The 18,515-nt window shown below is 51.9% G+C and carries 22 protein-coding genes; 8 read left to right on the top strand and 14 right to left on the bottom strand.

The annotated features are described in order from the left end of the window. Positions 1-517: 517 nt before the first annotated feature. On the bottom strand, positions 518-805 hold the full coding sequence (locus tag VMC84_RS09430) for a hypothetical protein (protein WP_325379964.1): 288 nt from the start codon (positions 803-805) through the stop codon (positions 518-520). A gap of 107 nt (positions 806-912) precedes the next feature. On the opposite strand from VMC84_RS09430, the gene VMC84_RS09425 reads away from it, so the two are divergent. Continuing rightward, positions 913-1,125, top strand: a complete 213-nt coding sequence (locus tag VMC84_RS09425; RefSeq protein ID WP_325379962.1) for a hypothetical protein — start codon at positions 913-915, stop codon at positions 1,123-1,125. Here the strand turns inward: VMC84_RS09425 and VMC84_RS09420 are convergent, their stop codons facing one another. Together VMC84_RS09420 and VMC84_RS09415 are read right to left on the bottom strand one after the other, a co-directional pair. Further along, a complete protein-coding gene (locus VMC84_RS09420) occupies positions 1,126-2,112 on the bottom strand; it encodes a homoserine dehydrogenase (protein ID WP_325379960.1) in 987 nt (328 codons plus the stop codon). Further along, entirely contained in the window at positions 2,112-2,615 is a 504-nt protein-coding gene (locus tag VMC84_RS09415; protein WP_325379958.1) for an amino acid-binding protein, read from the bottom strand. Before VMC84_RS09415 ends, VMC84_RS09420 begins: the two co-directional genes overlap by 1 nt. Before the next feature lie 102 nt (positions 2,616-2,717). Between VMC84_RS09415 and VMC84_RS09410 the strand changes: the two genes are divergently transcribed. After that, positions 2,718-3,233: a nitroreductase family protein gene (locus tag VMC84_RS09410; protein WP_325379956.1), complete on the top strand. Its 516-nt coding sequence runs from the start codon at positions 2,718-2,720 to the stop codon at positions 3,231-3,233. Positions 3,234-3,236: 3 nt separating this feature from the next. On the opposite strand, the gene cyaB is transcribed toward VMC84_RS09410, so the two are convergent. Together cyaB and VMC84_RS09400 are read right to left on the bottom strand one after the other, a co-directional pair. Further along, the gene (cyaB, locus tag VMC84_RS09405) at positions 3,237-3,764 is read right to left on the bottom strand and encodes a class IV adenylate cyclase (RefSeq protein ID WP_325379954.1); all 528 of its coding nucleotides are present in this window, start codon (positions 3,762-3,764) and stop codon (positions 3,237-3,239) included. 50 nt (positions 3,765-3,814) lie between these two features. After that, a complete protein-coding gene (locus VMC84_RS09400) occupies positions 3,815-4,750 on the bottom strand; it encodes a beta-1,6-N-acetylglucosaminyltransferase (RefSeq protein ID WP_325379953.1) in 936 nt (311 codons plus the stop codon). A gap of 336 nt (positions 4,751-5,086) precedes the next feature. On the opposite strand from VMC84_RS09400, the gene VMC84_RS09395 reads away from it, so the two are divergent. Continuing rightward, positions 5,087-5,797, top strand: coding sequence for a peptidylprolyl isomerase (locus tag VMC84_RS09395; RefSeq protein ID WP_325379952.1), 711 nt, complete (start codon positions 5,087-5,089; stop codon positions 5,795-5,797). Positions 5,798-5,893: 96 nt separating this feature from the next. Continuing rightward, positions 5,894-6,574: a peptidylprolyl isomerase gene (locus VMC84_RS09390; protein WP_325379951.1), complete on the top strand. Its 681-nt coding sequence runs from the start codon at positions 5,894-5,896 to the stop codon at positions 6,572-6,574. A gap of 78 nt (positions 6,575-6,652) precedes the next feature. On the opposite strand, the gene VMC84_RS09385 is transcribed toward VMC84_RS09390, so the two are convergent. Next, positions 6,653-8,335 carry a hypothetical protein gene (locus VMC84_RS09385; RefSeq protein WP_325379950.1) on the bottom strand — a complete coding sequence of 561 codons (1,683 nt, stop codon included), beginning with the start codon at positions 8,333-8,335 and terminating at the stop codon, positions 6,653-6,655. A 210-nt stretch (positions 8,336-8,545) separates the two neighbouring features. Between VMC84_RS09385 and VMC84_RS09380 the strand changes: the two genes are divergently transcribed. Both VMC84_RS09380 and VMC84_RS09375 read left to right on the top strand, forming a co-directional pair. Further along, the gene (locus VMC84_RS09380; RefSeq protein ID WP_349256764.1) at positions 8,546-8,887 is read left to right on the top strand and encodes a PadR family transcriptional regulator; all 342 of its coding nucleotides are present in this window, start codon (positions 8,546-8,548) and stop codon (positions 8,885-8,887) included. Beyond that, complete coding sequence (locus VMC84_RS09375) at positions 8,888-9,946, top strand: HAAS signaling domain-containing protein (protein WP_325379948.1); 1,059 nt, start codon at positions 8,888-8,890, stop codon at positions 9,944-9,946. Positions 9,947-9,961: 15 nt separating this feature from the next. On the opposite strand, the gene VMC84_RS09370 is transcribed toward VMC84_RS09375, so the two are convergent. Beyond that, positions 9,962-10,405, bottom strand: a complete 444-nt coding sequence (locus VMC84_RS09370) for a UPF0179 family protein (protein ID WP_325379947.1) — start codon at positions 10,403-10,405, stop codon at positions 9,962-9,964. Between the two features lie 78 nt (positions 10,406-10,483). Next, a complete protein-coding gene (locus VMC84_RS09365) occupies positions 10,484-11,854 on the bottom strand; it encodes an AIR synthase-related protein (protein ID WP_325379946.1) in 1,371 nt (456 codons plus the stop codon). Positions 11,855-12,010: 156 nt separating this feature from the next. Here VMC84_RS09365 and VMC84_RS09360 point away from each other — a divergent pair, with 156 nt between their 5' ends. Beyond that, positions 12,011-12,379, top strand: coding sequence for a response regulator (locus tag VMC84_RS09360; RefSeq protein ID WP_325379944.1), 369 nt, complete (start codon positions 12,011-12,013; stop codon positions 12,377-12,379). Positions 12,380-12,383: 4 nt separating this feature from the next. On the opposite strand, the gene VMC84_RS09355 is transcribed toward VMC84_RS09360, so the two are convergent. Next, on the bottom strand, positions 12,384-13,067 hold the full coding sequence (locus VMC84_RS09355; protein ID WP_325379942.1) for a RibD family protein: 684 nt from the start codon (positions 13,065-13,067) through the stop codon (positions 12,384-12,386). Between the two features lie 185 nt (positions 13,068-13,252). Here VMC84_RS09355 and VMC84_RS09350 point away from each other — a divergent pair, with 185 nt between their 5' ends. Continuing rightward, a complete protein-coding gene (locus tag VMC84_RS09350; protein ID WP_325379940.1) occupies positions 13,253-14,203 on the top strand; it encodes a hypothetical protein in 951 nt (316 codons plus the stop codon). Between the two features lie 24 nt (positions 14,204-14,227). Here VMC84_RS09350 and VMC84_RS09345 read toward each other — a convergent pair whose 3' ends face one another. The 5 genes from VMC84_RS09345 to VMC84_RS09325 all read right to left on the bottom strand — a co-directional run bounded on the left by VMC84_RS09345 (position 14,228) and on the right by VMC84_RS09325 (position 17,759). Then, complete coding sequence (locus VMC84_RS09345; RefSeq protein ID WP_325379938.1) at positions 14,228-14,554, bottom strand: winged helix-turn-helix domain-containing protein; 327 nt, start codon at positions 14,552-14,554, stop codon at positions 14,228-14,230. Between the two features lie 162 nt (positions 14,555-14,716). Further along, the gene (locus tag VMC84_RS09340; RefSeq protein ID WP_325379936.1) at positions 14,717-15,367 is read right to left on the bottom strand and encodes an alanyl-tRNA editing protein; all 651 of its coding nucleotides are present in this window, start codon (positions 15,365-15,367) and stop codon (positions 14,717-14,719) included. Positions 15,368-15,376: 9 nt separating this feature from the next. After that, on the bottom strand, positions 15,377-16,333 hold the full coding sequence (locus VMC84_RS09335) for an aminopeptidase (protein WP_325379934.1): 957 nt from the start codon (positions 16,331-16,333) through the stop codon (positions 15,377-15,379). 81 nt (positions 16,334-16,414) lie between these two features. Then, positions 16,415-17,104: a competence/damage-inducible protein A gene (locus tag VMC84_RS09330; RefSeq protein WP_325379932.1), complete on the bottom strand. Its 690-nt coding sequence runs from the start codon at positions 17,102-17,104 to the stop codon at positions 16,415-16,417. Position 17,105: 1 nt separating this feature from the next. Further along, entirely contained in the window at positions 17,106-17,759 is a 654-nt protein-coding gene (locus tag VMC84_RS09325) for a hypothetical protein (protein WP_325379930.1), read from the bottom strand. Positions 17,760-18,515 lie beyond the last annotated feature (756 nt).

The raw sequence follows: 18,515 nt of genomic DNA, 5'->3' as shown, positions 1-18,515 counted from the left end.
CCTGTTCAAGTTAATGTCGGCCTCCCGAACGGCTCTAAAACACTAATAATTAGAAACACGAGAACGGCATGTATTTCCAGTTATACATGCTGTCTCTCGTGTTTCAATCCCTTTCGGGAGGCTCGTGCCTTCGGGAGGCTTTGTTTAGTGTTTTAAGCCCTAAGCATGGACCTTAGTCTTTTCGGGCCCTTACGTGGGATATAAAAGAATTCGTGTTTTCGTGTTGAAAAACCGAACAAATCAGCGAACGATCACATAACAAACACGGAACCACAGGCCTTTATGGTGAAAATAGTGCCCCCCATCTCTTAAAAGCTTAAAATACGGGAGTAATTCAACACAGTTATTATTTTAACTAAGTTTTTCATGCCTCAATTAATAAATTTTCCAATGACCATAAGATTGCTCTCGATAGAAATGGTGTTGTCGGATGGATATGGAACCCAAAATTAACGAAAAATATAGAGACGATTCGGGTTTATCGGTCAAGTTTTAACCCGGGTTTACAACTTCCTGATTATTTCAAAATTGTACCAATATCCTGGATAATTTTATCGGTGAAGGCCTGAGTTTGATTTATAATATCTTTCGAGCATTCCGGGCACAGCGTCCATCGCTCGTAACCGGTCTTTTCGAGCTGCCCGGAGGCGCCTTCTTCCACGATGTCCCGGTCGATGATGATGCCATGGTCGGTGAGCTTTCCGCAGACCTCGCACTTGAGCAGCCGCACACCATCGCCCATCTTCAGCTTGTTGAACTCCCGTATACGGAGGCGGGTCACTTCGGATGTCTGCATTTCCGGCATATGCATAACAAGTACGTATTGGGCCATATCTTTTGTTCTATCGCCGGCGGCCGGCATTTCCGCTCGATTCGCCAGGCATATTAAATGCGATGTTAGCCTTTACTCATATGGTAGTGGAAATGGGACAATTAAAAAAAATATTACTATCCTGCCTTATCGCCGTTAATCTTTTTATGATACCTGCCGTTGCACAGACTGGACCGATGTGTACCTGGCCTTTTAAGCCTTTCCCGTGGCTGGGGTCGGTTTTTGCCCAGGCGTACTGCACGCTGAGCACGCTGGGCTTTTTCAATAATTACGGCAACGCCGGCTTCTGGTAGTCACTGCAGGGAAGCAATATAGAGCATGTCGCTCAGGATGGCGCTGGCGGTCTCGATGGACCCGGCGCCCTTGCCGATGACGAAGATCTCGCCGGCCAGCTTCGTCTGGATGAGGGCGGCGTTGAGCGTGCCCTGTACGGCCAGCGGGTGTGTCTTCGGCACGAGCCTCGGGCTAACCCTCAGGACATACTCTCCCCCGTTAGGGCGCACTTCGCCGATAAGCTTGATGACCATGCCGGCCTCGCCGGCCAGCTTCAGCGCTTCCAGGCATACGCTGGATATGCCGACGCGGTCGACGTCGTCGAGCCCTACGTCCATGCCGAAGACGGAGTTCGCCAGGATGACGAGCTTCAGTGCCGTATCGATCCCTTCCACGTCATAGGTCGGGTCGGCCTCCGCGATGCCCAGCTCCTTCGCCTCGGACAGGACCATGTCGTATGGCAGTCCCTCGCTGGCCATTCTGGTCAGGATGTAGTTACAGGTGCCGTTGAAGATGCCCTCGATGCTCGTGATCGGATTTCCAGCAAGGGGCCCGCGCATTAAATTAAAAACGGGCATTGCGCCGCCCACCGTGGCCTCGAACAGGAACTGTACGTGATTCTTCTTCGCCAGCTCGCATAATTCCTTATACCGTAACGCGACCGGGCCCTTATTCGAGGTTACGGCGTGCTTGCCGCGCTTGAGCGCCTCCCGGATATACGAAAGGCCGGGCTCGCCCGTCTTAGCGTCGGTCGGCGTGACCTCGACGAGGATGTCGTAGTCGGCCTCTTTTATGACGCCCATGCTAGACATGTTCGCCCTCTTCAGGTCGCCGTTTTTCTTCCTTTTCAGCACGTCCGCCAGGTCCAGCCCTTTATCGTCGAGGACCGCACCCTTCGAATCGGTTATAGCGACAACCCTGAACGTGTCGTCCTTACGCTCGGACAGGACCTTGATGACGCCCTTGCCGACACTCCCGAAGCCTATTATGGCGACTTTTAAAGCCATTATGCTTCCTCCGTCTCGATGGGCTCTATCACGAGCAGGTCTTTCTCTTTCGCGATATCACGGAGCAGCCGGAGCGCTTTCTTCATCTCGGCCTTGCCTGTGGCGCTGATGCTTATCCTGGCGGACGATTTGAGCGATATACCCGGCATGCTCATGGCCAGCTCGACGACCTCGGCATAGCCCGTCGAGTCGATGTGCTCGATGGTATCCCGGATATCGGAGTGGATAATATGGCCTACGAGCACGACCGTCTTCCGCTCCAGCAGCCGCAGCTCGTTGAACCTGACGACCTTGATGCCCCGGGATTCCAGCTTCTTCTTCAGCTCGTCCAGGCCGTCTTCCATCTCGAAAACGACCTGCAGGGGAATAGTGCCCCGGTTAGTGCGCTGCTCGTGGTGGTGCACCACAGTGACAATGTTGCCGCCCGCATCCGAAATGGGCTCGAGCGCCTTCACAAGCTGGCCGGGAATGTCCTTAAGCTCAAGGTCCATCGTTATTCTCATAAGTTATTCACCAAAATGAAAACCTTTGACTGGCTTACAGGCCTATACAACGGTTCGATATTGCTTAATATGATGTCCTGATATAAATGTATTGGTGGTCCGATGGAAGTAACCGACGCCATTGACAGGCGGCGTTCCATACGCCGTTTTAAGAATAAGGAAATACCCGAGGGCATGCTCAAGGAGGTCCTGCGGGCCGGCCATATGGCGCCGTCCGCCGGGAACCTGCAGGCCCGGGACTATATCATCGTCCAGGATAACGCGGTCAAGGAATTGCTCGCCATGGCGGCCCATAACCAGTATTTCATCATGAGCGCCCCCGTGTGCATCGTTGTCTGCGCGAACGTGAGCCGCTCGTCTGCCAGATATGGTAAAAGAGGCGAGCTCTATGCAGTGCAAGACGCCTCGGCCGCGATCATGAATATGATGCTCATGGCCCAGAACCTGGAGCTCGGGACGTGCTGGATCGGGGCTTTTAACGAGGCGGCAATAACATATCTTTTAGAGCTGCCATCGGGAGTGCGGCCCGTAGCTCTCCTGCCGATCGGATATCCTGACGAGTCGCCTGAAGCACCGCCCAGGATGGGCGAAGCGGCCGAACACTGGGGTAAATGGTAAAAATTATTTTTTAACCAGGAGCATTTCTAAGTATGACTCGCGTATCAGGTCGCCGGTGACACCCAGCCTGCGCAGTGTTTCGATTAAAAAGTCGCGCCTCTTTGGCATATCGCCCTCATCCGTGGCGAGCGTCTCCAGCTCCACGAACTCTCCCAGCCCGTCCACTTTGTCCAGGCATACAAGGGCGCCATCGAGATGGTAAATAACTCTCATTTTATGGACGCGCAGCGTCTCCCGGTATCCCAGGCAGAGGATGAGCTCCTCCATCTTCTTATGATCGGCCACTTCAACTTCGACTTCCTTGCGGGTCTTGCTAAGCGGGTCGAGCTTTTTACCCTTATACGTTAAATATATCTGGCCACTTTCATTCCGAAGCCTCAGGGCCTCGTCCGTCTTTCCAAAATTCCGGTCCGGGGCGTTAAAGTAGATATCGGCCTGATCGACAATCCGCTCTATGGCCGCACCCTCCTGCTTAAGCCTCTTCTTCAGGGCTTCGTGGTCCGCCCTCGCCTTGATCTCGATCTCGATCATCCTAGATAAGTTAGAGGCATCGGATATAATGTTTATGAAAATTAAAGGATTTATCGGCGAACTGGCATATAAAAATGGCCCTTTAATTTTTTTATATACATATATATTTTGTCTATTATTTCTCTATCGATATTTTCATCAAATTTTCTCGCGAATATTTTATCAGAATTAATTAGATCATTGAAATCGCTAATTCTAAAAACGTACGGATATCCTCTCTTCCAATCAATATAACGTAGACTGCTCGACCATGGATCATTTGGATCGTTTACATTTTTTTTAGAATGCGCATCATATAGATTTTGTTTAAAATTTGAATTCCATATTAAAGTTTGGACATATAATTCTGAAGGAATCATTGCATATTTAAACAAATCCTTTACTGTTTCTTTATTAGAAATTATATATTTAGCAAAATCGTGGGTGATAGAATACCAATCACTCCCTTTCTTGAAGGTATGTTGAAATTTATTTGTTCTATTATATTTAATTATATATTGTGCCTTTATAGAAGGACGTGTGATAAATTGATTGACTATATATCCAATAGCCTTTTGTCGTTTTCGATGTCTGCTTAATATATGAATTTTATCAACCCATTCAGGATTCATATAATCAGAAAAGCCGACAAATTCTTTACCATCGTTTGTTTTAAAAAAATCATGTATATAATCTTGAGTTTTAATTGGTAAATCGACGCCTGATAAGAAATGATAATATTTATAATTATTATCTATAGATTGTTCCAAAAGAATATATCTATTTTCTATATGTGAGTAATCACCCCAATATACATTAATTCGCGGAACAAATTTTACTGTTGAATATTTACATATATTGGAAAATGAGGCAAAATCAAAATTTTTTATTTTTTTATCAATATGAATATATATATCATTTCTTTCATCATCTAAAAGACTGAGTAACTTTTTTAGAACATAAAAATTATTGTGTGCAGTAATCAAATAAGCATGTTTATTAATCATATCACGGGCTAATAAAATTTTATATAAACATTGACTATATAAATCTTACGATTTAAAAATTGCTAAGAATCCTCTAACTTTTTTAAGTAATCGGATGATCTATTCATTCGCCATATGGGTCGATGCTATATTCCCGGCTGGATTCCGGCGTTCAATGGCTTTATAACGCCATTTTCACGCTGACTTATCATAAATTTTTGCTGTGTTGAATATGCCCTTAAAAAGCTTAAAATACAAGAGCAATTCAACACAGCATAAATTTTCAAAACATTCTTATAGAAACAAGTCTAGTATGGCTTCAATAATTTAACCAACTCACAGGAGATTTAAACGCATATGGCAACCGTTCAAAAAGGAGATTTCATCAAGCTCTCATACACCGGCAAGCTCTCTAACGGCGTCGTGTTCGATACGACGGACGCGAACGTCGCGAAGGAGAACGGCATATACAATGAAAAGGCAAACTACGGCCCCGAGACCATCGTCGTCGGCAAGGGCTACGTCGTCGCCGGCCTCGACGAGGACATCATCGGGAAGGACGTCGGCGAGAAGGGCCACGTCGAAGTGGCCCCTGAAAAGGGCTTCGGCATGAGGCGCCTGGACCTCATCGAGACCATCCCGGCCAAGAAGTTCAAGGAAAAGGTCAAGCCCGGCATGCGCGTCCAGGTACAGAACCGGACGGGCATGGTGGAGAGCACCGCGGGCGGCCGCGTGCGCATCAACTTCAACCCCGCGCTGGCGGGAGAGACGCTGACTTACGATTACGCTGTAGACGAATTAATCGAGGGTACCGACAGGAAGATCGATGCCATCATGAAGCTGTACGCGGGCCAGGACATCGGACACAAGACTGAAGGCGATAAGGTCATCGTCGAGGTCCCCCGGGAGCTTTCCTACAACCAGCGCTGGGCGATCGCCAAGAGCGTCGCGGCCAACGATATCCTGGAGCAGGACGACATTAAGGAAGTCGTCTTCCAGGAGACTTATACGAAGCCCATAGCTCCGAAGGTCGAGGAAACCCCCGCGCCTGAAGAGAAGAAAGAATAATATAGCCGGCCGCTCTCAACGGCCTGCCTACTTTTTTATACCTTATGTACCTTAATGCAGATGTAACATAACCTCTGTTTATGTGAGATGGAACTTATGGCGATCACAAAAGGAGATATCATAAAATTGTCCTTCACGGGAAAGCTCGACAATGGCTCCGTGTTCGACACGACCGATGCGGACGTCGCGAAGCAGAATGAGATTTACGACGAGAAGCGGACCTACGAGCCGATGACCGTCGTCGTGGGCTCGAACACGCTCGTCCAGGGCCTGGAAGAGGACTTACCTGGCAAGAAGAAAGGCCATAAGGGCACGGTGACGGTGCCCCCGGAGAAGGGCTATGGCTTCAGGAGCCTCGAGCTTATCGAGACAGTTTCGACTAAAAAGTTCGACAAGAAGCCCGAGCCGGGAGCCTGGATCGAGTCGGATGGGCGGGTCGGCGTCATCGAGAGCGTCAGCGGCGGCCGTGTCCGGGTGGACTATAACGAGCCCCTGGCTGGCAAGACTCTGACCTTCGATTACAGGATCGAGGACGTCCTCGAGGATAAGGGCGAGAAGACGGATGCGATCATTCACGGCTATATCGGCCCCGAAGCAAAGTATGAGACCGTGGGCGACACGATCACCATCGACGTGCCGAAGGAATACTACCTGAGCGAGGAGTGGGCGATAGGCAAGGTGCTTATCGCCAGATTCCTGACCAGCTTTGTCGGCTATAGGCATGTGACTTATAAGGAGACGTTCGACGAATCCGACCTGGCCGAAAAAAGCGAATGAGCCCTGAATAGCAGGGCTCGCGAATTTTTTATTTTTAGAGATGCTGCGCGGACAACCGCCATTATTCAACTCGGTATTTTAGTAATAAAACATGACCTGCCCGTATGAGTCTACGACTTCGGCGAGCGGGGCCCATGTATCGTCGGGGGGTTTATCCGTGAAAGTAAAGTTTATGCCATGCTCGATATAGCGGTCCTGAACGGCGGGAAATGCTCCACAATAGAGCCATGGTATCTTGTGTTGGGTGAGGGGCCGGATCTCGTCGATTTGCTGGTTAATTTTGTATGTCGTATTTTCCTGATAGCTATAATAGCTACTGGCGATCAGCCATATGTTCATTATCAGCACCATCACCATCGCGAAAATGAACAGTTTTTGCATGCCCCTAAGCCTCTGCCATGCGTCGATCATCAATAATATCGGGACCAGCCATAGTTGCGGGACATATCGGGCCCACCAGCTTGCGGGATTGATCAATACAGTGATGATCAAGAGTAAACACATAGGTAGAATCACGTGAATTAAAGGATTCGCATTTTCTAATTTTATGAAGGGTATTAATATCAAATAGAGAATGGTCAGTATAACGACAGCGCTGAACATCGGGCCGAATCCGCCGACCCTGGGGTCGGTCATCGTGAATGACCTGAGCTCTTCATTCGTATATGTCAATGGTACTTTTAGCAGGGCATCGCTTTTACTGGTATCGGCCCGGGCGAACAGGGATATGACAAGCTGCTCCATGCTATTTTTTCCCGCCAGGTTGGCCGGCGTATCGCCGGATATCATGTCCGGGCTAAGGCCGTTCACCGGATAGAATGGTGTGCCGTGACTGACCAGGTTCGCTATGTACGGGTGGGCCCCGAACAATAAGCCGATGAGCAGCGAAAACACCAGGAGATAATGGAGCCTTGTTGTCCGATGTCCGATTTGGGCGATAATGATAAACCCGACTACCAGGACGATTACATAGGCCAGGTTAAAAAATTTTATATTAACAGACAGCATGACCACGAGGGAGATAACGATAAATAAAAGCCTGTCCAGCTTTTTATAGGCTAGTATCAGTAAAAATACTAGTATCGCCAGCAGAGATGCCGAGGCACCGTCCACGTAATAGCTTAGAGACTGATAGATGCAGACCGGGTTAAATGCGCAGAGTAAGGAGACTATAAGAGTGAAAGCCTGGTTAATTTCGGGAAAGGCGAAGAAGATGATCGGGAAGATGAGCAGGAATGAAGTGACCATTAAAAAGACGTTTAGCAGTTTCCCATCTTCGATGTGGTGCGTAAAGGATGTGATGACCGCAGAAGCGGTCTCGAATCCCAGCGGGTAATGGTCGATGTACAACCCGCCAGAGAAATTTCCTGGTGTCTGCTGGTATATAGGGTTAAAGCCGTTCATTAAGAGGTAAATTGCGCCCTGGTGGTACCACTGGCCGTCATAGGAGACATCATAAAAGCTGTCTGCTATCGCGCCGCTTGCCAGCAGGAGGACTAAAAAAACGACCAGTGCGGCGGCGGCAAAAATTAAATTCGCCTTTCCGTTTTGTCCCGGCCCATACTTCGATAATAAGATACTGGCGATGGCGGTAAATGCCAGGGCGATTATTAAGTTATAGCGAGAGATCGGGGCCCCTGCAAGGAAACCTGCCTGTGCTATAGCAAAGAGTAGAAAAATAAATATAAGGTCTATAACTCCGACGCCGAACATAAAATGGGCTATTGTTTTTATGCCGGTCCCCTTGCTTCGCTCTTCCATATAAAACGTAGCTGGTTAAAACGTAAATCTATAAAATATTATCTCATTTAGCGGCTATATCGTCCAGGATAAGCAATCAATGGCCTGTTACTATTCTACCTACGCCAGGTTGTCATCATCAATCGATCGTTTTATATACTTAGAGTGATACAGTATAGTTTGTGATACAATTAATTGCATCACACATTATATGACTATGCAAGTGATACCATGGACGATATCTTTGAACGCTTCGAGACCGAGGTGAAACGCGGGGTGATGCAGGTCGCCGTGATGTGCCTCCTGGAGAAGGAGCGCTATGGCTACGACATCATCAAGAGCCTCAAGGACGCTGGGCTGGGAGTGGAAGAGGGGACGCTTTATCCGATTCTGAGGCGCCTTGAGGACGAGAGCATATTGAGCAGCCGGTGGGTCACCGAAGGCCCCAGGCCGAGAAAATACTACACGATTACCGATTATGGGCGTGAAATACGTGGAAAGTTGCTGGAATCGATGAGATCTATCGAGCTGGCGATGGGAAATCTGGAAAACGACATGAATGGGGTGAATTAAATGACTGACGATTACAACAAGGACTATATTGACGACATGGCGAAGAGCCTGGGCGGGAAACAGCCCGGCGATATGGCAGAAGAGCTGAAGAAGCAGTTATTGATAAAAGAGTACGTCGACGCGGCCACGGAGGGCATGAGCGGGCAGCAGAAGAACGACGTCGCCCGGGAACTTCGGACGCACATACTCGACAGCGCCGACGCGCTGGCCGCCGAGAGAAAAGTGCCGGTATCCGAGCAGATCGTGAAAGAAGTGCTCGCGAAGATGGGGCCCGCAAAAAAGATCGCCGCCATGTATCCCGCGAAAAAAGCCATACTGGAGCATGGCATGGGCAAGGCTTTATTATCTTTGGCGGGCATTGCCGCGGCTTTCCTGGCGGTGGGCGCTATACTCTGGCTGGTATCGCCGGATACGTTGAAAATGACGCTCCCCGGATCGGGCTCGGCGCAGGATGTCCTGCAGATCATCCTGTCGGTCGTCTTCGCCCTCGCCGTGGCAATCGTGGCGATCGCCGGCATATTCCTCTGCATGTACCTCTATAATACCACGCTGAAAACGCCCTACGAGGCCCGCCTGAAGGCGTTCGAAAGGAGCTTGAACGATAAGACATCGCTGATCAACGTCACGGCAAAGGTTGTCGCCAACATCATATGGCTCGCCGTGCTGAACATATTCTGGACGAAGGCCCCGTTCATCCAGAGCTTTGGAAATAATCCTGTGCTCGTCCCGCTGCTGTCAGACAAGTTCGCGCCTTTCGTGCTCTACTTTAACGCCATCGCCATCATCAACATCCTGGTGGCGCTATCGTATCTGCTCATCCGGCAGAAGTGGATACCGTCCCTGCTCGAGACGATCGTGAACCTTGCCGTCAGCCTGCTGTTCATATGGCTCCTGATAGTGTTCCCGTTCAACGCCGCGCTTTCTATGGGCCCGACGACCCTGATAAAGTTCGTGCTTGCCGTTGTCATTTTCGGATGCCTGATCTCTACAGCAAAACAGCTATGGGATACGATTAAGTTCGCCCTGTATGGCAGGACCGAAAATAGCGATACCGTGTGAACTCACACACGGTCTTTATTTTAATAGGACTTTTTTTAATATCAAGCCTTTTTCACAGGGCCCGGGCGCTTCGTCATAAACCTCGGCGATGGTATATTTTTCGCCGCTCACCAGCCCGGCGGGATGGCAGGCATCATAAGATCTACACGTTTTCTCGCACTCAAGCTCCTCGTAGGTTAGCTTCGAGCCGTTAAACGCCTTCCGGGACTCGATGGCTACGACGATGGGGCAGGGCGATACTTCGACGGCACGGACGCTCGTATCGTGTAAGTTACACTCGTGCTCGCTGCCGCTTCGGAGGGCGACGACCTGGTACTTCTTGCCCTTCTCCAGGTTAAGGCAGACCGTCTTCAGCTTACAATTCTCACACTCGGGCTGGGGGCCCCTATAGATGAACGCCGTCCCAGTCTTCGCCAGCCTGCTGCCTATCAATGTAATCGTTATATTAGGTCCCGGCATGATATCTCCTGAATATGGTCGCTCTAGATTATACAGCCATTACGACCTTAAAAAGTTTCTCTAAAATGAAAAAATCGCCTATGTGTCCGATTTTAGCTTCTGCGGCTTTGCGGATGCTTGAGCCAGGGACTGGTCCCTACTCCTGATACGGGCGACCATGCGCTCCTTCTTCTGGATTGCATGGGTTGCCGCCTGGTCGACCTTCTTTTTCATTTCCTCGAAGGACATGGGCGTCTCTTCTCCGACCAGCTTTTTGATCGGCGTATAGGCGGATTCCCGGAACTTCGGTGTGAAATCTCTCTCGACCTCGTTCTCAATGAGGTATGCGCCATGGCCTTCCATAACTTTACCGACAATATCGATCCGGACGCCCTTACTCCGTACGGCATCCATTATTATTTCCGCGTTCTCGGGCGGCGCGATGATCAATAGCGCGTCCAGGGATACGCCCAGATAGTCGATCTTTAGAGAGCCCAGCATCTTGAGCACGGTCGGGTCGACCAGCTTTCTCAGGCGCTCCTCGTAGAAGACCAGCTTTACGCCGGCTGTGCCCGCGATCTCGTAGGCATCTCCCCGGATACCGCCGTTGGTAACGTCGGTCATCGCGTGGATCTTACCGATGAGGTTGTGCTCGAAAAGGGCTTCGCAGGCCTCGAGGAATTTCACGTTCAGGGTCTTTTCGACCACTTCGTGCATGCCAAAATAGAGGGCGGTCGTGGAGACCGTGCCTCCTCCTGCGCCTTCGCTGACCATGATGACGTCCCCCGGCTTCGACTGGATACGGGCCGTCAGCTCCTGCGCCACTCCCACGGCGCCGACGCAGCCGGTCATGCGGTCCCCGATGACCATGTCGCCGCCGATGCGCAGCGTGCTGCCCGTGACCAGCGGCACGCCGATAAGGTCGGATACGGTCGTGATGCCCGCCGTATAATCGAATATTTTCGATACGTCGCCGTCGTCCGCGATGTGGATGTCCGAGAACAGCGCCACCGGCTTTGCGCCCATGACGTATAAGTCCCTCAGCGACGCCCGCGTGCAGTGGAATCCTGCGAGGAAGGGGAAATCGGATAAGCGTGAATGCATGCCGTCGACCGTGACGACGACGTACTGGCCGCCCGCCCGGACGACGCCGGAGTCGTCCATCTGGCTGGAGTCGCACACGGCATTGGTCTTGCCGATGACCTCGGCGATCTTGCTGTGCGCATAGAAGTCGCCCCGGCCGCGGGAGCCCACGCCGAAGGCGCCCATGGTGACGCCGCAGGGCTGGCTGGCAATGACGTCGTCCTTGACATCCAGGGTCGCCCGGGCCTCGACGATGACCGCCTCGGCGAGCTTTTTCGCCCCCTCCGGGGAGATATCCTTGACCTCCCTGATCCTCTCGGCCAGCCTGTCCGCGAGCCCGGTATCGCCTTTCCTCAGGCCTCTTTTTGCGTATCCTTCGATATCCATTCGTGCACACCTATTAAGACAACAATGAATTCTGTTAATCCATAACGTTTTTGCTTTAATATGTTTTCGATTCGCCAAAAATAAAGGCGTTGCTCTTTCCGTTCCCGACACAAAGCATAAATAAAATAGCTCCATTCAATATCATAACATGCGGGTATGATCATGGGGAGCAAGGTCCTGGTAGTCGACGACGATATCGATATTTGCGGTCTCATCAGCATTGCCCTGAAAGGCAAAGGCCTTGAAGTCAGGACCGCCGAGAACGGCAACGCCGGCATCAGCGCTTTTCTAGAGTTCCAGCCCGATATCGTATTGCTAGACCACCGGCTTCCGGATATGACCGGCAACGACGTGGCCCGAAAACTCAAGGCGACCCCGGAGGGAAAGGCGGCTTGTATCATAACGATGACGGGCACGGACGCGTTCGGCGAGGAGATCGACATGGCGCTCTACTCGGGCTCGCTGAAAAAGCCGTTCAAGCTGGCCGACATGGTCCAGTACGTGGAACAGCACATGAAAAAGTAAAGTCTTATTTTCCGTTCGGGCTATAGATGACGTCGTACTCCGTGATGAGGTGGTTTCCTACTTTATAAAAGCCGGTCAGCTCCGTGCCGACGACCTGATCGATGGAGTCCACGCCCGGCCCTCCGACAAGGGACGGGGTGCTGTCGCCGCCGATGATATATGGTATCTGGATGAGGATGATATGGTCTATCATTTGTTTTTTGATGAGCAGCCAGATGAGCGTCGGCCCGCCTTCGACCATGAGGCGCTTGATGCCTTTTTTTACGAGCCCTTCCATCATCAGGTCGAGATCGACGTGCGAGTCGCCACAGACCATGACGTCCGCGCCTTTCTCCCGGATGGCCTGTACCTTATTTACGTCGGCCTTGCTCGATACGACCACGATGGTCGGCGCGTCGTGATTGAGGACATTGGACTCGGGCGGGATGGAAGCGTCCGAGCACGGGATCACGCGGACGGGGCTTCTGCCTTCTACGAGACGGTTCGTTAATATCGAGTTATCGATCTTGATCGTGTTGCTGCCCACCATGATGGCGTCGAACTCGGTGCGCTTTTTATGTAAAAATCTCTGGCTCTCCATATCCATGAGCCCCATGATGATCTTGCTCGAAAGCCCCCGCTTCAGGGTCAGCTTGCCGTCGACGGTCATCTCGGATATCAGCGTCACGTAAGGCCTGCTCGCGCTCATTTGAACCTCTTTCAATTATACCCGAGAACTAATAGGTTTTTCCCCCATTAGTCCATGCACATGCATATCGATATAGGCCATATAAAATCGCTAATTCCACAATTATTAGGCTTTTAGCCAGATAGAATTCAAACGTTATTATTATAATTATATGTTTATATATTATTTAACGATTAGGTGAGTCTATGCTTAATATCAGAACCCTCAAATTACTATCCTGCATGCTTGCGGTCATGGCGCTCGTGGCATTAATAGCCTTACCGGTAGCCCTTTCCACAACGGCAACGGAAACAGTTTACGGGCAGGTCGTGCTGAACGGGGAGCCGGTAAATGGGGCCACGGTCACCTGTAACGGTAACACGGCGACGACTTCGACCTCGATCTATCAAGGCTTTTACTCATTCTCCCTGCCGATCGGAAAAGATTACCCCATAACTGCCACGTACACGGCGGATGGCGTTACATACAAGGCTTCGGACAATGTCGACCTGAGCGGGGTCACATCGGCGCCATCGTCACCCCAGGGATTGAGCGCCCTTGAGCTAAAGGCGGTAGCGACACCGACACCGACCCCTACACCGGACCCGAACGCGACAGCTACTCCGACCCCAACGGCGACTCCAACGCCGACTCCAACGCCGACACCTACCGCAACGCCAAAGCCCGCATCGAGCCAGAGCTCGAGCTCTTACGTGACTGCCACTCCGACCTTTACTCCGACACCCGCGCCGACCGCGACGCCAGCCACTCCGACCCCTTCGCCGCGGAAGATATTCTCTTCCCCGCAGTGGGATACGGATCACGAGACGATCATCGTTTCGAACACTGGCGATGAGCCCGTAACGATCACGGCCTGGATCGGTGATACGTCCAATAGCGTCAGCGTGCCTATCGAGGCCAACTCGACCAAGATGGTCCTGACGCCATCTATCATTACACAGAATAACCAGATCGTCGATGTCGGGTATGACGCATACGATAACGGCGTGATGGTGGATACGTATAAAGCCAGCCTGTTCGTGGGGCCGACCGCGACGCCTTTGCCGACCACTGCCAGGTCGCCTGGCTTTGCCGGCCTGATCGGGCTGATATGTCTGCTTGCCGCAGCCTATCTGCTCATAAGGAAGGAGGGCTAGGCACCTCCTTCTCGATAAAAAAAATTACGCTTTTATTTTTTGTCCGGTCTTTGCGGATAAGATCTCCTTGATATCCTTATGGCTGTCTTTTTCGCCCTCTAAGGCCAGGATCTCCAGCGTATAGGAGACGATCCGGGCGCCCTTGTTCGACAGGTGATAGCCATCTGAATCTTTCTCCAGAACATCCGAAGCCATGAGCGCTTTCAGGAGACGATTCAATATGCCGGGGTTCAGCTTGGTCTCAAACATGATATCGGTGAACTTGGTCTTACCCTTTGTTACGGTAAAAAGCACATCCATCGAACCAGCATAAGAGAGCGTTTTTAATATTTCGAATTCATTCTTCTCCATAATCCTACCCGCATTTTATTTGTATAGACTTTTATTAGATTTTTTTATAAATTATTATTTGTAACTACTTATTTACAAAATGCTCTGAAACGATTTAAAGGTTGTGCCGTTAAAGGCTTACTGACTAATGATGTAATATAGTTATCGCATTAGATGGTTTTCCTATCCGCTCAAGGAAATCTCGATGCGCTCGCGACCTTTTCCCGGCTTTTTACCCCTTGATATGGTGATGTGGCCGATCTCCTTCGAATTCTTCGGGTGAGTGCCGCAGCAGTCCATCTTCCAGGGCTCCATCTCCCAGTGGAGCACGTTAGGGTCCATCGGGTCCCGGTACGTCCGGATATCCCAGCCTTCGGCGATGAGCGCGTTCGCCCGGTCCTCGACCTCTTTCAGCTTCACCTTATTCAGCGGGGCCTCGAATAAATAATCGGACCGCTCCTTATTCTCGTCCAGCAGGCCCGAGGACGCTATCGTGCAGCCGTCGCCGAACACATCCCTCATAAGATAATAGACGATGTGGGAGGCGGAATGCAAGCGCATCTTCCTGTACCTCTTTTCCCAGTCGATCTCGCACTGGACTGTATCGCCCGCCTTAAACGAGGGAACGCTTTCCATGACGTGGATGATGCGGCCATTCTCAGCGAATGTATCGACAACCTTTACGCCGCCGATAGTGCCCGTATCCCCGGTCTGGCCGCCGCCTCTCGGAAAGAAGTACGTGTCCTCGAGGACGACCTTATCGCCGTCCACGGAAAGGACCTTTGCCTGGAATTCCTTTTTGTATGGATCGTCGAAATAATGGTTCGAGGGCATATTAACGCCTCACAGGTACTCCGGGATATTAAGCTTTTTGCCGTCGATGTAGACGGTCGGGTGCGTCACGATGCCATCACAGTGCATGGATACGGTGCACGTGCCGCCGAAGCCGCTGTCGTTGCCCAGCGCCATGTGTATCGTATTGCCCACTTTTTCGTCTTCCAGCAAAATTCCCCACAGCCTGGCCTTCGGGTTCATGCCGATGCCGAGCTCGGCGACGTGGCGCGCATCGGGCCCGAGCTCTTTAAACAGCGCCAGCAGGTCATCCGCGTGGGCGCCCATGGCGCCCACGCATGCACCGTCCTTTATGGTTAGTTCGAGGGGCGTGTCGAGCAGGCCCCAGTCGCCAAAAGTGCCGTCGACCACGAGCCGGCCGTTCGCGCTCGTCGGGGCGATGAAAAGCTCGCCGCCTGGCAGGTTGGTGAAATCGCCGGGGTTCAGCGCCAGGCCTGTATCCATATGCCACTCCCGGCCCGCGAATTCAACGTGTACATCGGTACCAAGCTCCGTAGTGATACGGGCCGTCTTCGTGCCCTGCTGCCGCTTAAAAAGCTGCTCGATGCAGTCCCTCATCCGGAAATAGTCGGCGGTCATGCCGCCGGTGGAGAACATCTCGGTGATGAGCTCCTTCGTGCCCTCGGTCAGCGGGATCGTGGCTATGCGGGCGCCGTTCTGGCAGGCTTTTTTACGGGCCTGCGTATGTGTCAGTGAAAAGACCGTTGGCGCGATGACCACGTCCGAATGCAGCATTGCGTCGGCGATAACTTCGGGCGGCTCCTCCCCGCTGCGTGTGCGGGGCTTCATTTCCATGTATATAGACTCGGCGCCCAGCTCCATGGCGGCCTCGTACATCGGTACCCCGATGAAATCTCTCTCGGTATCGCAGACTATCAGGACTTTTTCCCCGGCCTTCACGCCCATACAGTCCCGGACCGCGATCATAGCGCTTTCCCTGATACTCATAAAAGACCTTCGATGAGAATTATAGTTGAATACAGCGTATGCCCGATATAACTTTTTCTTTAACCTGAAAAAGATAAAAAATCATAGGACGCGCTTCGAGAGCCATTCCTTTGCCGCCTGGAGCTCGCCCCCGTCATAGGACTTCATCTTTATCCTGACAACGTCGGACGGGTAGGAGCCGAATATCACTCTGGGGAACCGCTTCACGGCCTCGTTCAGGTCGGCCACGATGGCGGACTCAGGCTTCTCCGTGATGATCCAGTCGACCATGAGCTTCGGCCCGTGGAAATGGTCCTTTACCAGCTCGAACATGGCCTTCATCTCGGAAGGCACGCCGGGGAAGGCATACACACGGCCGTCCACGATGAAGCCGGGAGCAGCGCCCACGGGGTTCGGTATGACCACGACATTATCGGGTATGTCCGCCATGTTATAGGATTGGGGCAAAGGTTTCCTGTTATGCCGGGCGGCAGAAGCTTCGACCACCTTAACGGCCTCCGGGTCCCGGATGAGCCTCCGGTTAAAGGCGCTGGCGACGGCTACCCGTGTCACGTCATCGTGGGTGGGGCCCAGGCCTCCGGTCACGATGACCTTATCCGCCTCAATATCCTTCAGCGCCTGAACGATGACGGCGATATCGTCCGGTATGACCTCGATCCTCTTCACCAGGGTGCCCAGCTCCGTGAGGTTTTTTGCCAGCCATGTCGAGTTCAGGTCGGCTATATCTCCCGATAGCAGCTCGTCGCCGATACAAACGATTACGGCATCCATTTTAGCGCCCGTTGAGATATTTCCTCGATATTATCCCCACACATCCTATACAGCCGATGAGCAGCCCCAGCGTCAGGAACGAGAAGCATCCTCCCGCGGGAGCGTGCGTTGGTGTTGAAGTGGGCGTCGCGGCCGGCGTCGGCGTGGGCGTCGCGGCCGGCGTCGGCGTGATGCCCTGGAACTTGATAGGTATCAGGGTATCATAGTGGAACCATGGCGGGTCAGTTTCCTTGTCAGTCCAGACGATCTGCAGATTGGTCGAGTTCCTGTATACTGCAAAAGGCTTCTGGCGGTTCTGCAGGCTGCCCTGTGCCGGCACGATCTCGCCCAGGATGAACTGGTCCGTGTAGAAGTACCGGTTCGCCTGGTCCTTGAGAGAGATGTTGAATTCGTATGTGACGTCGTGATCGGTCGGGTTTATGAGCGAGTAATTCACTAAGATGAAAACGTATTTGTCAGGCGGATACTTTACCGGCGAGAACTTATCCGAGTAATCGTTCTCGCTGACGTCCTGGAAGTGGACGGCGACGGCCCGTGGGTCGCCTTTATTGTCCTGGGAGTACGTGACGTCCATCGGATAGTCGCGGTACGCGGCGGCCGGGGCGATCATGCATATAGCCAGTAATCCGATGATGAGGATAGCTCGAAGCTTCATAAGCATCACCGATATATGGATGCCCTGCGAAATAAAGGCTTTTTTGGTATAAACCACGGTGCGCACGGAGGCACCACGGAGGACACGGTTAATTATTCACCACGGCGACACGGCGAACACGGCGCCCTATAAAATACGGCACGGCGGACACACGGCGAACACGGCTTCCTGATAATATTATTAAGCAGTGGGTCTCCGAGGGGTAAGCAAGAGCGCTCCGCACAGCATTAGCCCCCCTCCAGGAAATAAAAGTCCTCCATGTCCTCCGTGCCCTACATGGTTCAATTAAAAACCGTGTTATCCATGGTTAATATTAAACCGTACCCTCCATGTTTAGATTCCCTGCATCCGGTGGTGAATTTTACAACAAACAAAATGGGGGTCTCCGAGGGGTAAGCAAGAGCGCTCCGCGCGGCATCAGCCCCCTTCAGGAAATAAAAGTCCTCCATGTCCTCCGTGGTTATTATTATACCGTGCCCTCCGTGATGCCTCCGTGCCGCCGTGGTGAAGTTTTTAATAAGCAATATAGGGGTCTCCGAGGGGGCATCAGCCCCCTTCAGGAAATAAAAAAAGCGCCGTGCTCGCCGTGTCGCCGTGGTGAATAAAAAACCGTGTCCTCCGTGGTGCCTCCGTGCCGCCGTGGTGAGCCCCTGCATCACGTTTATGTATCATTAAAACGAACCTCTGATCCGATGAGCGTGAATGTCTCGAGTGCGGCGGAGGCCGCGGAGTATGCAGTAAAGGATCTGGCGGCGA

The sequence above is a fragment of the Methanocella sp. genome, assembly GCF_035506375.1.
GTDB lineage: Archaea > Halobacteriota > Methanocellia > Methanocellales > Methanocellaceae > Methanocella.
The sequence above is the reverse complement of the archived record's forward strand: the minus strand, read 5'-3'. Positions and strand labels throughout refer to the sequence as shown.

What these genes read in the sequence shown, in the direction of transcription:
- VMC84_RS09410 (WP_325379956.1), top strand. Translation starts at nt 2,718, where the DNA reads ATGGAAGTAACCGACGCCATTGACAGGCGGCGTTCCATACGCCGTTTT.
- VMC84_RS09400 (WP_325379953.1), bottom strand. Translation starts at nt 4,750, where the DNA reads ATGATTAATAAACATGCTTATTTGATTACTGCACACAATAATTTTTAT.
- VMC84_RS09365 (WP_325379946.1), bottom strand. Translation starts at nt 11,854, where the DNA reads ATGGATATCGAAGGATACGCAAAAAGAGGCCTGAGGAAAGGCGATACC.
- VMC84_RS09415 (WP_325379958.1), bottom strand. Translation starts at nt 2,615, where the DNA reads ATGAGAATAACGATGGACCTTGAGCTTAAGGACATTCCCGGCCAGCTT.
- VMC84_RS09425 (WP_325379962.1), top strand. Translation starts at nt 913, where the DNA reads ATGGTAGTGGAAATGGGACAATTAAAAAAAATATTACTATCCTGCCTT.
- VMC84_RS09395 (WP_325379952.1), top strand. Translation starts at nt 5,087, where the DNA reads ATGGCAACCGTTCAAAAAGGAGATTTCATCAAGCTCTCATACACCGGC.
- VMC84_RS09355 (WP_325379942.1), bottom strand. Translation starts at nt 13,067, where the DNA reads ATGAGCGCGAGCAGGCCTTACGTGACGCTGATATCCGAGATGACCGTC.
- VMC84_RS09340 (WP_325379936.1), bottom strand. Translation starts at nt 15,367, where the DNA reads ATGCCCTCGAACCATTATTTCGACGATCCATACAAAAAGGAATTCCAG.
- cyaB (WP_325379954.1), bottom strand. Translation starts at nt 3,764, where the DNA reads ATGATCGAGATCGAGATCAAGGCGAGGGCGGACCACGAAGCCCTGAAG.
- VMC84_RS09430 (WP_325379964.1), bottom strand. Translation starts at nt 805, where the DNA reads ATGCCGGAAATGCAGACATCCGAAGTGACCCGCCTCCGTATACGGGAG.
- VMC84_RS09325 (WP_325379930.1), bottom strand. Translation starts at nt 17,759, where the DNA reads ATGAAGCTTCGAGCTATCCTCATCATCGGATTACTGGCTATATGCATG.
- VMC84_RS09390 (WP_325379951.1), top strand. Translation starts at nt 5,894, where the DNA reads ATGGCGATCACAAAAGGAGATATCATAAAATTGTCCTTCACGGGAAAG.
- VMC84_RS09370 (WP_325379947.1), bottom strand. Translation starts at nt 10,405, where the DNA reads ATGCCGGGACCTAATATAACGATTACATTGATAGGCAGCAGGCTGGCG.
- VMC84_RS09330 (WP_325379932.1), bottom strand. Translation starts at nt 17,104, where the DNA reads ATGGATGCCGTAATCGTTTGTATCGGCGACGAGCTGCTATCGGGAGAT.
- VMC84_RS09345 (WP_325379938.1), bottom strand. Translation starts at nt 14,554, where the DNA reads ATGGAGAAGAATGAATTCGAAATATTAAAAACGCTCTCTTATGCTGGT.
- VMC84_RS09360 (WP_325379944.1), top strand. Translation starts at nt 12,011, where the DNA reads ATGATCATGGGGAGCAAGGTCCTGGTAGTCGACGACGATATCGATATT.
- VMC84_RS09335 (WP_325379934.1), bottom strand. Translation starts at nt 16,333, where the DNA reads ATGAGTATCAGGGAAAGCGCTATGATCGCGGTCCGGGACTGTATGGGC.
- VMC84_RS09420 (WP_325379960.1), bottom strand. Translation starts at nt 2,112, where the DNA reads ATGGCTTTAAAAGTCGCCATAATAGGCTTCGGGAGTGTCGGCAAGGGC.
- VMC84_RS09385 (WP_325379950.1), bottom strand. Translation starts at nt 8,335, where the DNA reads ATGGAAGAGCGAAGCAAGGGGACCGGCATAAAAACAATAGCCCATTTT.
- VMC84_RS09375 (WP_325379948.1), top strand. Translation starts at nt 8,888, where the DNA reads ATGACTGACGATTACAACAAGGACTATATTGACGACATGGCGAAGAGC.
- VMC84_RS09380 (WP_349256764.1), top strand. Translation starts at nt 8,546, where the DNA reads ATGGACGATATCTTTGAACGCTTCGAGACCGAGGTGAAACGCGGGGTG.
- VMC84_RS09350 (WP_325379940.1), top strand. Translation starts at nt 13,253, where the DNA reads ATGCTTAATATCAGAACCCTCAAATTACTATCCTGCATGCTTGCGGTC.